The organism is Propionicimonas sp. T2.31MG-18 (assembly GCF_964266745.1).
Lineage (GTDB): Bacteria > Actinomycetota > Actinomycetes > Propionibacteriales > Propionibacteriaceae > Propionicimonas.
In genome coordinates this window covers 41,372-55,007 of sequence record NZ_CAXWGX010000030.1, presented here as the reverse complement: position 1 = coordinate 55,007, position 13,636 = coordinate 41,372, and the positions used below count along the sequence as shown (strand labels likewise).

General features: G+C 70.8%; 12 protein-coding genes. 1 reads left to right on the top strand and 11 read right to left on the bottom strand.

From position 1 onward, the window contains the following. Window positions 1–26: 26 nt before the first annotated feature. Both hisS and ACFQQJ_RS17185 read right to left on the bottom strand, forming a co-directional pair. Complete coding sequence (gene hisS, locus ACFQQJ_RS17190; protein ID WP_377108445.1) at window positions 27–1,358, bottom strand: histidine--tRNA ligase; 1,332 nt, start codon at window positions 1,356–1,358, stop codon at window positions 27–29. After that, window positions 1,358–2,050, bottom strand: a complete 693-nt coding sequence (locus tag ACFQQJ_RS17185; protein WP_377108443.1) for an MBL fold metallo-hydrolase — start codon at window positions 2,048–2,050, stop codon at window positions 1,358–1,360. The genes hisS and ACFQQJ_RS17185 overlap by 1 nt, the downstream gene beginning before the upstream one ends. Window positions 2,051–2,351: 301 nt before the next feature. Here ACFQQJ_RS17185 and ACFQQJ_RS17180 point away from each other — a divergent pair, with 301 nt between their 5' ends. After that, window positions 2,352–3,596 (top strand): DUF349 domain-containing protein, encoded by a 1,245-nt coding sequence (locus tag ACFQQJ_RS17180; RefSeq protein ID WP_377108441.1) that lies wholly within the window; start codon window positions 2,352–2,354, stop codon window positions 3,594–3,596. 393 nt (window positions 3,597–3,989) lie between these two features. On the opposite strand, the gene ACFQQJ_RS17175 is transcribed toward ACFQQJ_RS17180, so the two are convergent. The 9 genes from ACFQQJ_RS17175 to ruvC form a co-directional block, all read right to left on the bottom strand. Further along, window positions 3,990–6,200: a RelA/SpoT family protein gene (locus tag ACFQQJ_RS17175; protein WP_377108571.1), complete on the bottom strand. Its 2,211-nt coding sequence runs from the start codon at window positions 6,198–6,200 to the stop codon at window positions 3,990–3,992. A 119-nt stretch (window positions 6,201–6,319) separates the two neighbouring features. Next, window positions 6,320–7,396: a potassium channel family protein gene (locus tag ACFQQJ_RS17170; protein WP_377108439.1), complete on the bottom strand. Its 1,077-nt coding sequence runs from the start codon at window positions 7,394–7,396 to the stop codon at window positions 6,320–6,322. Continuing rightward, entirely contained in the window at window positions 7,396–7,938 is a 543-nt protein-coding gene (locus tag ACFQQJ_RS17165) for an adenine phosphoribosyltransferase (RefSeq protein ID WP_377108437.1), read from the bottom strand. Before ACFQQJ_RS17165 ends, ACFQQJ_RS17170 begins: the two co-directional genes overlap by 1 nt. 7 nt (window positions 7,939–7,945) lie before the next feature. Continuing rightward, the gene (gene secF / locus ACFQQJ_RS17160; protein ID WP_377108436.1) at window positions 7,946–9,124 is read right to left on the bottom strand and encodes a protein translocase subunit SecF; all 1,179 of its coding nucleotides are present in this window, start codon (window positions 9,122–9,124) and stop codon (window positions 7,946–7,948) included. Continuing rightward, a complete protein-coding gene (gene secD / locus ACFQQJ_RS17155; RefSeq protein WP_377108435.1) occupies window positions 9,121–10,794 on the bottom strand; it encodes a protein translocase subunit SecD in 1,674 nt (557 codons plus the stop codon). The genes secF and secD overlap by 4 nt, the downstream gene beginning before the upstream one ends. A gap of 15 nt (window positions 10,795–10,809) precedes the next feature. Further along, on the bottom strand, window positions 10,810–11,247 hold the full coding sequence (yajC, locus tag ACFQQJ_RS17150; RefSeq protein ID WP_377108432.1) for a preprotein translocase subunit YajC: 438 nt from the start codon (window positions 11,245–11,247) through the stop codon (window positions 10,810–10,812). A 118-nt stretch (window positions 11,248–11,365) separates the two neighbouring features. Beyond that, window positions 11,366–12,418 (bottom strand): Holliday junction branch migration DNA helicase RuvB, encoded by a 1,053-nt coding sequence (ruvB, locus tag ACFQQJ_RS17145; RefSeq protein WP_377108430.1) that lies wholly within the window; start codon window positions 12,416–12,418, stop codon window positions 11,366–11,368. A 27-nt stretch (window positions 12,419–12,445) separates the two neighbouring features. Continuing rightward, window positions 12,446–13,051 carry a Holliday junction branch migration protein RuvA gene (gene ruvA / locus ACFQQJ_RS17140; RefSeq protein ID WP_377108429.1) on the bottom strand — a complete coding sequence of 202 codons (606 nt, stop codon included), beginning with the start codon at window positions 13,049–13,051 and terminating at the stop codon, window positions 12,446–12,448. Next, window positions 13,048–13,569: a crossover junction endodeoxyribonuclease RuvC gene (gene ruvC, locus ACFQQJ_RS17135; protein WP_377108427.1), complete on the bottom strand. Its 522-nt coding sequence runs from the start codon at window positions 13,567–13,569 to the stop codon at window positions 13,048–13,050. Before ruvC ends, ruvA begins: the two co-directional genes overlap by 4 nt. Window positions 13,570–13,636: the final 67 nt, after the last annotated feature.

Genomic DNA, 13,636 nt, shown 5'->3' with positions numbered 1-13,636 from the left:
GAAGGAGTCCTTTCCGAGGCCCGGAATCAGGCCAGAGGAGATCTTACGACGGCCGGACGGAGGTCGGCGTCCGGCGGCAGCCAGGCGTCAGGATCGGCGGGCGACTGCTCGCCGCTGCGAATGTCCTTGACCTCGCCGGAGGAGAACCAGACGAACGGGATGCCCCGCCGGTCGGCGTAGCGGATCTGCTTGCCGAACCGGTCCGCCTTCGGGGCCACCTCGCAGGGGATGCCGCGGGCGCGCAGCCGGGTGGCGGTGGCGATCGCCTCGAAGCGCGTCTCCTCCGCGTCCACCGCGACCAGCACGCAGGTAGGAACCGGCCGGGAGGCGGTGAGGACCCCCTTGCCCACCAGCGGTACCAGGATCCGGCTGACGCCGATGCTCAGCCCGACGCCGGGGTAGGTCGTCCGCCCGTCGCTGGCGAGGGAGTCGTAGCGGCCGCCCGAGGAGATCGATCCCATCGACTCGTAGCCGGCCATCGTCGTCTCGTAGACCGTGCCGGTGTAGTAGTCCAGGCCGCGGGCGATCTTGAGGTCGGCCACCAGCCGTCCCGGAACCAGCGCAGCGGCGGCGGTCACCACGTCCGCCAGCAGCTCCAGGCCTGCGGTCAGCAGCGGGTGCTCGATGCCGAGGGAGGTCACCTGGTCGACGAAGGACGCGTCGCCGGTGCGGATCCCCGCCAGCGCCAGGCACTTGCCAGCGGCGGCGCGGGTCAACCCGACCTCCTCGACGAGCAGGTCGGCCACGGCGTCCGGCCCGATCTTGTCCAGCTTGTCCACCCGCTGGAGCACGGCAAGGTGGTCCTCGACGCCCAGGCCACGGTAGAAGCCCTCGCTGAGCTGGCGGTTGTTCACGCTCATCGTGGCCGGCGGGATGCCGAAGTCGATGTGCAGCCTCTCCAGTGCCTCGAGCGTGACCAGCGGGAGTTCCACGTCGTGGTGCGCGGCCAGGGTCTCGGACCCGACGATGTCGATGTCGGCCTGCGTGAACTCGCGGTAGCGGCCCTCCTGGGGGCGCTCGCCGCGCCAGGCCTTCTGGATCTGGTAGCGACGGAACGGGAAGGTGAGGTGGCCGGCGTTCTCGAGCACGTAGCGCGCGAACGGCACGGTGAGGTCGAAGTGGAGGCCGAGCTCGTCGACGGCGTCGGCGGCGGCGTGCAGCCGGCGCACGACGAACACCTCCTTGTCGATCTCGCCCTTGCGGGTGAGCTGCTCCATCGGCTCCACCGCACGGGTCTCGATCGAGCCGAAGCCGTGGAGTTCGAAGGTGTCGGCGAGGCTGGCGAGCACGCGCTGCTCGACGATCCGTCCGGCCGGGGTGAACTCGGGAAAGCCGGACAGCGGCTTGGGACGTGCCATCAGTTCCTCATCGCCGCCGGTTGCAGGTAGGGGTTCTCCAGGCGCTCGCGCGCCATCGATGTCTGCGGGCCGTGGCCCGGCAGCAGGGCCGCGGTGTCGGGCAGCGCAAGGACGACGTCGCGCAGGGTGGCAGCCATCACGCGCGGATCTCCCCCGGGCAGGTCCGTGCGCCCGACCGAGCCGGCGAAGACCACGTCCCCGCTGAACACGATGCGGTCGATCTGCGCGTTGCGTCCGCGGTAGTCGAGGCCGAGCAGGACCGACCCCTCGGTGTGGCCGGGCGCGTGGGTCACGCTGAACCGCAGGCGGGCGAGGGTGAGCTCGGTGAGCCCGTCGAACTCCTCCACGCGTGCCGGTTCGACCATCGGGGAGCGCAGCGCCTGCTTCACCAGCGCTGCGCCCTCCGGGCTGAGCCCGGCGGCGGGCTCGGTGAGCAGGTCACGGTCGGCGGAGTGGATCCACAGCGGGACGTTGTACTCGTCCGCGATCTCGGCGGCGTCCGCGACGTGGTCGAAGTGACCGTGCGTGGCCAGGACGCCCTTGGGACGCAGCTGGTGCTCGGCCAGCACCTGGCGGATGCTCGGCGCGGCACCCTGGCCGGCGTCGATCACCACACACTCAGCAACACCGGGGGCGGCGACGACGTAGCAGTTGGCCTGCCACTGGCCGGTTGCGAAGGATGCCAGGAACACGCGCGACAGCCTAGACGACGAGACGTCGAGCCGCGCGAGCGGCTCGACGCCGAGGAGTCTCGACGAGCAGTGGGGTACCCACTGCGAGGAGCAGACGACGCCCGCTGCACGCGCGTGAGCGGCTCGACGGCGAAGAGCCTCGACGAGCAGTGGGCTACCTACTGTGAGGAGCAGGCGACGCCCGCTGCACGCGCGTGAGCGGCTCGACGCCCGGGACAGAGAACGCCGCTGCAACCGCGTCCACGGACCGCGGATCGGGGGCCGTTGCCACAAACCGTGCCGGATCAGGCAAGATGTGCGCATGAACTCCACCTCAGGTCCGGCTGACTTCGGTCGCGTCGACGCCGACGGCACGGTCTACGTGCGGACGGCCGACGGCGAGCGGGTCGTCGGTCAGATTCCCGATGTCGAGGCCGCAGAGGCGCTGGCCTTCTACACCCGCCGCTACGAGGCACTCGAAGTGGAGGTGGGGTTGCTGGAGACCCGGGTCAGGGGTGGAGCCCTGTCACCGGAGGAGGCGCGGCACAGCATCTCCTCCGTGCGCACCACGGTGAGCACGGCGAACGCGGTCGGCGACCTGCACTCGCTGGTCGACCGGCTCGATGCACTCGCCCCGCTGCTCGCCGAGCAGGCGGAGGCGCGCAAGGCGGAGCGCAGCAAGCAGCTCGAGGTCACGCGCGAGACCAAGGAGCGGATGGTCGCGGAGGCCGAGACCCTCGCGCAGGGCAACGACTGGCGCGGCGGGGTGAACCGTTTCCGCGCGCTCCTGGAGGAGTGGAAGGCACTTCCCCGCATCGACCGCGCCACCGACGACGCGCTGTGGCACCGTTTCTCGGCCGCCCGGACGACCTACACGCGGCGGCGCAAGGCGCAGTTCGCCGAGCAGGCCGTCAAGCGGGACGCGGCGAAGGCTGCCAAGGAGGAGATCATCGCCGAGGCGCGTGAGCTCGCGAACTCCACGGAGTGGGGTCCGACCGCCGGCGCGTTCCGTGAGCTGATGACGCGCTGGAAGGCTGCCGGCTCCGCGCCGCGTGACATCGACGAGCAGCTGTGGGCGGAGTTCCGTGGCATCCAGGACGAGTTCTTCAACGCGCGGGCGTCTGTGCTCAGCGAGCAGGACGCCGAGTTCAAGGCGAACCTCGAGGCCAAGCTCGCTCTCCTGGACGAGGCCGAGGCCAGCCTTCTGCCGGTGACCGACCTCGCCGCGGCGCGCGCAGGCTTCCGCTCGTTCCTGGAGCGCTACAACGCCTACGGTCGCGTCCCTCGCGAGCAGATGCGCACGCTCGACGCCCGGGTGAAGGCGCTGGAGTCGGCCGTCCGCAGCGCCGAGGAGGACGAGTGGCGCCGGACCGATCCGCAGGCCCGTGCGCGGGCGGAGGAGACGGTCGGGATGCTCTCCGCCGAGATCGAGAAGCTCACCGAGAAGGCGGCGAAGGCCACAGCCCGTGGCGACAAGGCCGCCGCGGCGAAGGCGAACGACTCCATCGCCACCTACCAGACCTGGCTCGACCAGGCCAAGGCCACGCTCGCCGACTTCAACCGCTGACACCGGTCGCGCCCCGGCCTTCGGCATCAAGGGCCAGCCTTCGGCATCGAGGGCCAGCCTAATCGTCGAGGGCCAGCACCCAGGTACGAGCCTTCGGCGATAACGCTGGCCCTCGGGGTGTTGACGGCGGTGCCGTCCGGGCGTCGCCTCACGCTCGAGCGGCCACGCACCCCGTCCCACCTCGCCCTGCGGGTCCACCGAGGGCCAGCCTTGGCGTCGAGGGCTCGTCCCTGGGGGCTGGCCCTCGGCGACAAGGCTGGCCCTCGCGCGTGGACGCTGGCCCTCGCGCGTGGACGCTGGCCCTCACACAGCGGCGCTGGCCCTCGCGGGCGGGCGCTGGCCCTCGCGGGCGGGGGCTGGCCCTCGTGAACCCACGCCGGGAAGAGTGCGGCCTCAGTTCTTGAGACGGAAGACGTCGTAGACGCCGGGTACGCGGCGGATGGCGCCGATCAGGTGCTCCAGGTGGGTGGGCTCGGTGGTCTCGAAGGTGAAGCGGAAGCGGAAGGTGTGGTCCTTCGCGGTGTTCAGGGTCGCCGACTGGATCGAGATGTGGTGCTCCCCCATCACCCGGGTGATCTCCGAAAGGATGCCGGTCCTGTCGATGCCCTCCACGTGCAGCGCAACCAGGAACGAACTGGACGCGGTCGGTGCCCAGGCCACATCCACCAGGCGATCGGGCTGGGAGCGCAGGCTTTGCGCGTTCGTGCAGTCGACACGGTGGACGGAGACGCCGCTCTCCCGGGTCACGAAGCCGAGGATCTCGTCCCCGGGCACCGGACGGCAGCACCGCGCGAGCTTCACCCACACGTTGGGGTCCCCCTGGACCACGACGCCCGCGTCATTCCCGGACGACATCCGGCTGCGGTGCGGACGGGTGATGACCGAGGTGTCCTCGCCGCCGAGCTCCGCGACCTCCTCCGCGCCGCCCTCGGACGCGATCAGCCGCTGCACCACGGCCTGCGGGCTGATCGAACCTTCCCCGATCGAGGCGTAGAGGGCGTTGACGTCGGCCACCCGGAAGTGCTCGGCCAGGCCGGTCATGTGCTCGACGGTGAGCAGTCGCTGCAACGGCAGGCCGGCCCGCCGCAACTGCTTGGTCAGCAGCTCCTTGCCCTGCTCGATCGACTCCTCGCGACGCTCGCGCATGAAGTACTGGCGGATCTTGCCCCGCGCCCGCGGGCTCTTCACGAAGCCGAGCCAGTCCCGGCTGGGCCCCGCGTTGGCGGCCTTGGAGGTGAGCACCTCGACCACGTCGCCGCTCGACAGCGCGGACTCCAGCGGCACGAGGCGCCCGTTGACGCGTGCGCCGATCGTCCGGTGGCCGACCTCGGTGTGGACGGCGTAGGCGAAGTCCACGGGCGTGCCGCCGGCGGGGAGGCTGATCACGTCCCCCTTGGGCGTGAAGACGAACACCTCCTCGCTCGCGATCTCGAACCGCAGGGTGTCGAGGAACTCACCGGGGTCCTCGGTCTCCCGCTGCCACTGGTTGATCTGCTGCACCCAGTTGAGCTCGGTCCCGTCGACCTTGCCCTCCTTGTACTTCCAGTGGGCGGCGACGCCGTACTCGGCCTGCCGGTGCATCTCGTGGGTGCGGATCTGCAGCTCCACCGGCTTGCCACCCGGCCCGAGCACCGTCGTGTGCAGCGACTGGTACAGGTTGAACTTCGGCATCGCGATGTAGTCCTTGAACCGCCCCGGCAGGGGGTTCCAGCGCGCGTGCAGGGTGCCCAGCGCCGCGTAGCAGTCACGCTGGGTGTCCACCAGGATCCGCAGCCCGACGAGGTCGTAGATGTCGGCGAAGTCTCGTCCGCGGACGACCATCTTCTGGTAGATCGAGTAGTAGTGCTTGGGACGCCCGTAGACGGTGGCCTTGATACCGGCGTCGGCGAGGTCGGCGCGGACCTGCTCGGTGACCACCCGCAGGTAGTCCTCGCGCAGCGGCGCGCGAGCCGCCACGAGCTTCACGATCTCGTCGTACACCTTGGGCTGCAACGTGGCGAAGGACAGGTCCTCCAGCTCCCACTTGATCGCGTTCATACCCAGGCGGTGGGCCAGCGGGGCGAAGATCTCCAGGGTGTCGCGCGCGATCGCGGTCTGCTTGTCCTGCCGCAGGTAGCCGATCGTGCGCATGTTGTGCAGCCGGTCGGCGAGCTTGATCACCAGGACCCGGATGTCCTTGCTCATCGCCAGCACCATCTTGCGGATGGTCTCGGCCTTGGCCGACTCGCCGTAGGCGATCTTGTCGAGCTTGGTCACCCCGTCCACCATCGCGGCGATCTCTGCGCCGAAGTCCGCGGTCAGCTGCTCGACGGTGTAGGAGGTGTCCTCCACCGTGTCGTGCAGCAGCGCGGCGCAGATGGTCGGCTCGGTCATGCCGAGCTCTGCGAGGATCGTGGCGACAGCCAGCGGGTGGGTGATGTAGGCGTCGCCGCTCTTGCGCAGCTGGCCGGTGTGGTAGTGCTCCGCGGTCCGGTAGGCCCGCTCGATGAGCGCGACGTCCGCCTTGGGGTGGTGGGTGTGGACGATCCGGATCAGCGGGTCGAGCACGGCGACGGGCTGGTTCCGCTGGGCGCCGATCCGGGCGAGGACCTGCCGCATGCGCATGCGTGGCTGGTCGGTGGACGCCACGCGCGTGCGGGGTTCTCCGGGCAGGCCGTCCCCCTCGCCGTACGGTCCGTGGACGCCCTGGGACACTCCGCCTCCGCTGATGTTGAAGTGGATGCTCACTCTACCCGCGGCGTGCGCGGGGCGCCGGGGGCCTTGCGGACGACGACCACCTGGTCCCCGGTGCGCAGGGTGTCCCCACCGAGCTCGTAGTAGCGTCGCAGGGTGCGGTTGCGGACGACGGCGAGCACCTTCTCCTCCCCGAGTTCGGACGGCAGCCGGCCGTCCTCCTCCCGCGTCACCTGGCGCTGGGTGATCTCCAGGCCGGAGTTGGCGGTAAGCAGGTCCTCGATCACCTCGCCGAGCTGGGGACTGAGCGAGCTCAGGCCCATCAGCCTGCCGACGGCGTCGGAGGACGTGACCACCGCGTCGGCTCCCGACTGGCGGATCAGCGGGACGTTGAGCGAGTCCCGCACCACGACCACGACGTGGGCGCCGCGGTTGAGCTGGCGCACGGTGAGCGTGGTGAGGATCGCGGTGTCGTCGCGGCCCACGGTGATGATCACCTCGCGTGCCTTGGGCAGCTCGGCCCGGTGCAGCAGCTCGCGCGCGGTCGCGTCGCCCTCGAACGCGGCCAGTCCGTGCCGGTTCGCCGCGGCGACGGCCTGGGGGTCGGTGTCGATCACCACGGTGCGATCGGCCTGCGCGCCGCTCCGCAGCAGGGTCGCGATCGCGCTCTGGCCGGTCGTCCCGTAGCCGATCACGACGGTGTGGTTGCGCATGTTCCTCCTCCAGCGCGAGTCCTGCAGGGCGCGCCGCCCCTCGTTCGCGAGCACCTCCACGGTGGTGCCGACCAACAGCACCAGGAAGGCGATGCGGATCGGCGTCACGACGAACACGTTGATCAGCCGGGCGTGCGGGAGCACAGGGGTGATGTCGCCGTAGCCGGTGGTCGTCATCGTGACCGTCGCGTAGTACAGCGCGTCGATGAACGACACCCCGTCGTTGCCCGCGTGGTCGGCGTAGGCGTCCCGGTCGATGTAGACGATCAGGGTGAGCGCGAGCAGGAGGCCCAGCGCCAGCAGCAGCCGCTTCAGCAACTCCTTGGCCGCGCTCGAGCTGCGTCGCGGCAGCCGCACCTGCGCCGTACCCGACCCGAAGGCCGAGTTGCCTGGGCGTGGCCGCGGGATCTGCATCAGACCGTGAGGACCGCCGAGGTGTCGCGGATGCCCACGCTCCGCAGGTGCTCCCGCCCACCCAGGAAGGTGAGCTCGAGCAGCACCGACACGTGGACGAGATCCGCGCCCAGCCTGTTGATCAGGGCAGCGGTGGCCCCGACGGTGCCGCCGGTCGCCAGCACGTCGTCGATGACGAGCACGCGGGCGCCGGGCATGATGGCGTCGGTGTGGACGGCGAGCGTCTCGTGCCCGTACTCCAGCGAGAACGTCTGGGTGTACACGTCACCGGGCAGCTTCCCGGGCTTGCGGACGGGGACGAACCCGGCACCGAGTTCGAGGGCGACGGGCCCGGCGAAGATGAACCCCCGGGCCTCCATCCCCACGACCACGTCGATGCCGGCCGGCGCGCTCGCCGCGAGTTCGGCGATCGCCGCACGGTAGCCGGCAGCGTTCGCCAGCAGCGGCGTGATGTCCTTGAACAGCACCCCGGGCTTCGGGAAGTCGGGGATGTCGCGGATCAGGGACGCGATGAGCGCCCGGTTCTCCTCGGAACTGGCCATCGCCGGCTCACTTCCTCCGCTGGTTGCGCGACTGCCGCGACGGCTGGCGTCGGGTGCCGGGGTCCACGTCCTTGGCCGACACCAGGCCCAGGGTCGACGGGTCGACCGGGGTGGCCGTGGGGTCACCGACCGCCACCGTGACGGCCTTCGGCTTGTGCCCGTGCTTCTCGGTCGCCCGGGCCGCACGCCGGGAGAGGCGCTCGCGGTGCTCCCGCATGTCGGGATCGGCCTCGCGCATCTGGGCCAGCAGCGGGGTGGCGATGAAGATCGAGGAGTACGCGCCCGCGACCATGCCGACGAACAGGGCGAGGCCCAGGTCCTTCAGCGGGCCGGTGCCGAGGATGAACCAGCCGGTGAACAGCAGCGCCGCGACCGGCAGGACGCCGATGATCGTGGTGTTGAGCGAGCGGACCAGCACCTGGTTCACCGCGTTGTTCGCCTGGAACGAGTACGTGTGCCGGGTGTTGGTCAGGTCGCGGGTGTTCTCGCGGATCTTGTCGAACACCACCACGGTGTCGTAGAGCGAGTAGCCCAGGATCGTCAGCACGCCGATCATCGTCGCCGGTGTCACCGTGAAGCCCACCAGGGCGTAGACGCCGACGGTGACGATGAGGTCGTGCAGCAGGGCGAGGATGGCCGCGATGCTCATCTTGAACTCGCGGAAGTACGCCCAGATCAGGCCCATCACCAGCACGAGGAAGACGACCAGGGCGATCGCCGCCTGGGTGGTGATCTGCTGGCCCCACGACGCGCCGATCAGCGAGTAGGCGACCTCGTCCGGCTGGATCCCGGCGACCTCGGCGATGGCGCCCTTCACCGCGGTCACCTCCGCCTCCACCAGGGGACGGGTCTGCACGCGGACGGTGTTGTCGCCGACCGTGGTCACGCTGAGGTCGTCGTTCTGCGGAAGGTTCAGTTCCTCGACCGCTGTCCGCACGTCGTCCACCGTGGCGGCGGTGACGGCGATCGGCGCCTGGAAGTCGGCACCACCGCGGAACTCGATGCCCATGTTGAAGCCGCGGATGGAGAGCGCGAGGATCGAGATGAGCAGGAGCACAGCGGAGACGGTGTACCAGCGCCTGCGGTGGCCGATGAAGTCGTAGGAGATCTCACCGGTGTAGAGCCGGTGCGCGATGCTCGACTTCTTCGCTCCGCCCTGCTGCGGCTCGGTGATCTGGTCGCTCATCGCGCCTCCCCTCCTGCGACGACGGCGCCCGTGCGCCGGGAGTTGTGCAGCGGCGGGTTGCTCGCCCCCATGTGTTCGGACTCGAAGCCCGAGAACCGGTGGCCCTCGCCGAAGAACTTCGTGCGCCCCAGCAGGGTCATCATCGGCTTGGTGAAGAAGAACACCACCGCGAGGTCGATCAGCGTGGTCAGGCCGAGGGTGAACGCGAAGCCCTTCACCGCACCGATCGCGAGGACGAACAGGACGACGGCCGAGAGCAGCGACACCGAGTCGGCCACCACGATCGTCTTGCGCGACCGCACCCAACCGGTCTCGATGGCCGTGCGCAGGCTGCGTCCCTCCCGCACCTCGTCGCGGATCCGTTCGAAGTAGATGATGAACGAGTCCGCGGTGACACCGATCGCGACGATCGCGCCGGCGATGCCGGGCAGGTTCAGCGCGAAGCCCATGCTCGTCCCCAGCAGCACCACCAGCGCCCAGGTCAGAGCGCCCGCGACGACCAGCGACAGCGACACCACCAGAGCGAGGCCGCGGTAGTACAGGATGCTGTAGGCGAGCACGAGGGCCAGTCCGATCAGGCCGGCGATGATCCCCGCCTGGAGCTGGTCTCCACCGAGCTTGGCCGAGACGTTGTCGACCGACGAGATCTCGAAGGACAACGGCAGCGCGCCGTAGGTCAGCACGTTGGCGAGCTCCTGCGCGCTCTTCTGCGTGAAACTCCCGGAGATCTCGGCCTTGCCGCCGGCGATGCCCGCGGAGTACTCCGTGCCCACCGACGGAGCGGAGATCACCGTGCCGTCCAGCACGATGCCGAACTGGTTCTGGGGGGAGGTCTGTCCGGACAGGTGCGCAGTGACGGCCTGGAAGTCCGCGGCGCCCTGGCTGTTGAACTCCAGCTCGACCACCCACGAGACCGAGTTCTGCGGGACGGCGGCGATCGCGCGGGTGACCTGGTCACCGCGGATCAGCACCGGGCCGAGGAGGTACTTGTAGGACTTCGTCTGGTCGCAGGTGATCAGCGGCTGGTCGGTGACGTCCGGCGTCGGGCTGGGCTGGTCGCACTGGAACGCGGCGAACTCGCTGTTGTCGCGGTCACTCGGCGTCCACTTCAGCAGGTCGGCCAGCGCGGTGGTCTGCCCGGACGGCGCGGTCGGCCGCGGGCTCGGGACCGGCGTGGGCAGGCCGGGCATCGGCCGCTTGTTCGGCGTGGCGGACGGCGACGCGCTCGGCTCGGTCGTCGGCTGCGCGGACGCCGTCGCGCTGGGCTGCGTGGCCCCGCCGGTGGACGCCTCCGCGGCGTAGACCTTGCGGAAGTACAGCTGCGCGGTCTGGCCGACCATCCGGACGAGCTCGTCACGCTGGACGTTCGGCACCGACACGACGATCTGGCGGTCGCCGGAGGTCGTCACCTCGCTCTCGCCGACGCCGATCGAGTCGACGCGCTGCTGGATGATCGTGCGGGCCAGCTCCAGGCTCGCCGGGTCGACCGTGCCCGAACCGGTCACGTTGGACGCGGTGAGGGTGATCGTCGTGCCGCCCCGCAGGTCGAGGCCCAGCTTGGGGCTCCAGACACCGGAGAAGCCGATCATCGTGAACAGGGCCACGATGACGAGGCCGAGGATCACCAGCGTTCGGAGCGGGTGGGTGTGTTTCCTGCTTGTCGTAGCCACGTCTGCCTAGGGTGCTCAGTTCTTGGTCGTGCCCGGGTTGTCCCAGGTCGCGTCGGCCTTCTCCGCCCCGGCCTCTGCGGGCTCGTCGGCGGCCTCCACGGCCTCGGCGGGCTCCGCGACGGCGTCGGCGTCGGCGACCTCGGCCTCCACGGCTTCGTCGTCCGCGTCGTCGGCGTACTCGAACTCGTCGACCACGGGCTGGGTGGTGATGGCGCGCTTGTCGACGGTCATCTCCACGCCCGGGGCGATCTCCACCACGGCCTGCTTGTCACCGAGGTACTTGACGGTGGCGATGATGCCCGAGATCAGCATCACCCGCGAGCCCGGCTCGAGGGTGCTCATCAGGCTCTGCTGCTCCTTGGCCCGCTTCTGCTGCGGCCGGATCAGCATGAAGTACAGCACGCCGCCCATCAGGACGAACAGCAGCACGGTGGTCCAAATGTCTCCGCCCATTGGCGATTACCTCACGTTCACAGAGTCGGGGGCGGCGCTGCCGCCGAGCCCGTAGCCTAGCGCCGGTCGACCGGATTACCCATTCGACCACGCGTCGGCCACACCGCGATCCCCCGAGTCACTCGCCGCTGAACAGGTCCGGCGCCGACGGGGGCGGGCCCATCGAGGCCGGCGGGGTGAGCCCGAGGTGCTCCCATGCCCTGCGGGTGGCCACGCGCCCCCGGGGCGTCCGCATCAGGAAACCCTCGCGGACCAGGAACGGCTCGGCGACCTCTTCGATCGTCTCGGTCTCCTCCGCGACGGCGAGGGCGAGCGTCGTCAGCCCGACGGGTCCTCCGCCGAAGCCCCGGCACAGTGCGTCGAGGACGGCACGGTCGAGGCGGTCCAGGCCGAGCGGGTCCACCTCGTAGAGCTCCAGCGCGGCGGAGGCCACCGCGCGCGTCAGCCGTCCGTCCGAGCGCACCTGCGCGTAGTCGCGGACGCGGCGCAGCAGGCGGTTGGCGATGCGGGGCGTGCCGCGCGAGCGGGACGCGATCTCCCCGGCGGCGTGGCGGTCCAGGTGGATGCCGAGCAGGGCCGCGGACCGGCGCAGGATCGCCTCGAGGTCGTCCGCCTCGTAGAAGTCGAGTTGCGCGGTGAACCCGAAGCGGTCGCGCAGCGGACCGGGCAGCAGGCCGGCCCTGGTCGTGGCGCCCACGAGCGTGAACCGCGGGATGTCGAGCGGGATCGCCGTCGCCCCGGGGCCCTTGCCCACCACGACGTCGACGCGGAAGTCCTCCATCGCCAGGTAGAGCATCTCCTCCGCGGGACGGGACATGCGGTGGATCTCGTCGAGGAAGAACACCTCCCCCTCGGTGAGGCCGGACAGGATCGCGGCCAGGTCGCCGGCGTGCTGGATGGCCGGGCCGGACGAGATCCGGATCGGCGCGCCCATCTCGGCGGCGATGATCAGGGCCAGGGTCGTCTTCCCCAGGCCCGGCGGGCCCGAGAGCAGGACGTGGTCGGGCGTCGTGCCGCGATGCCGGGCCGCGGCGAGGACCAGTCCGAGCTGGTCGCTGACCCGGCGCTGGCCGCCGAACTCGGCCAGCGAGGACGGGCGCAACGCCGACTCCGCGGCCTGCTCGTCGCTGTGGACGTGCGGGTCGAGCGGATCCGTCTCAGGCGTCGGCACGTCGGACACTCTGCCAGACCGTCCGGCTCACTTGGCCAGGCTGCGCAGTGCGGCGCGCAGCAGCTGGGCGACGGGAGTCTGGGGGTTCTCCTCGGCGAGCGCGGCAACGCGGTCGCACGCCGCCTCCGCGTCCCGGGTGGAGTAGCCGAGGCCCTCCAGGCCGGCCCGCACCTGGTCGCGCCACGCCCCGGCGCCGGCCGAGAGCGCGGCGCCGGCGGGTGTCGTCCCTGCGAGCACAGCGACCTTGTCCTTCAGCTCGAGCACCAGGCGCTGGGCGCCCTTCGCGCCGATTCCCGGCACGCGGGTGAGGGCGGCCACGTTGGAGCCGGCCACCGCCGCGCGGAACTCCTCCGGGGAGAACACCGAGACGACGGCCTGGGCGATCTTGGGACCGATGCCCGTGGCTGACTGGACCAGCTCGAAGCAGTCCCGCTCGCCCGGCTCGGCGAAGCCGTACAGCGTCAGCGAGTCCTCGCGCACGACCAGGGAGGTGTGCAGCGTCACCGTCTCTCCGACGACCGCCCGTGCGGCGGTGGCCGGCGTGCAGAGGGCCTTCAGCCCGAAGCCCGACAGGTCGACGACCAGCCAGGTGCCGCCGACGGCGGCCACCGTCCCGGTCAGTAGCGCGATCATGCCGTGCCTCCTCTCGCGGCCAGCGCCTGGGCGATGCGATCGTTCGCCGCGCCGCGCCACAGGTGGCAGATTGCCAGCGCCACCGCGTCCGCAGCGTCGGCCGGCCTGGGCGGCGCGGACAGGCGCAGCAGCCGGGCGACCATGGTGCCCACCTGCGCCTTGTCGGCCCGGCCGGAGCCGGTGATCGCGGCCTTGACCTCCGTCGGGGTGTGGGTGTGGACGGGCAACCCGGCCCGGGCGGCCACCAGCATGGCCAGCCCGGCGGCCTGAGCGGTCCCGATGACGGAGAGCACGTTCTGGTCGGCGAAGACGCGCTCCACCGCCACGACGTCCGGCCGGTGCTCCCCCACCCACTCCATGAGCCCGGCCTCGATGCGGACCAGCCGCTGCGGGAGTTCCATCGTGCTCGGGGTGGTGATCACCCCGACAGCCACGAGCTGCGGCGGGCGGCCGGGGGTGCCCTCGATCACACCGACCCCACACCTGGTCAGGCCGGGGTCGACGCCGAGAACCCGCATGCAGCTTCCTTTCCGAACAGCTGTTCGGATACTAGCCCGCGCGGCGCGCCGCCCGTGGCGTGCCACG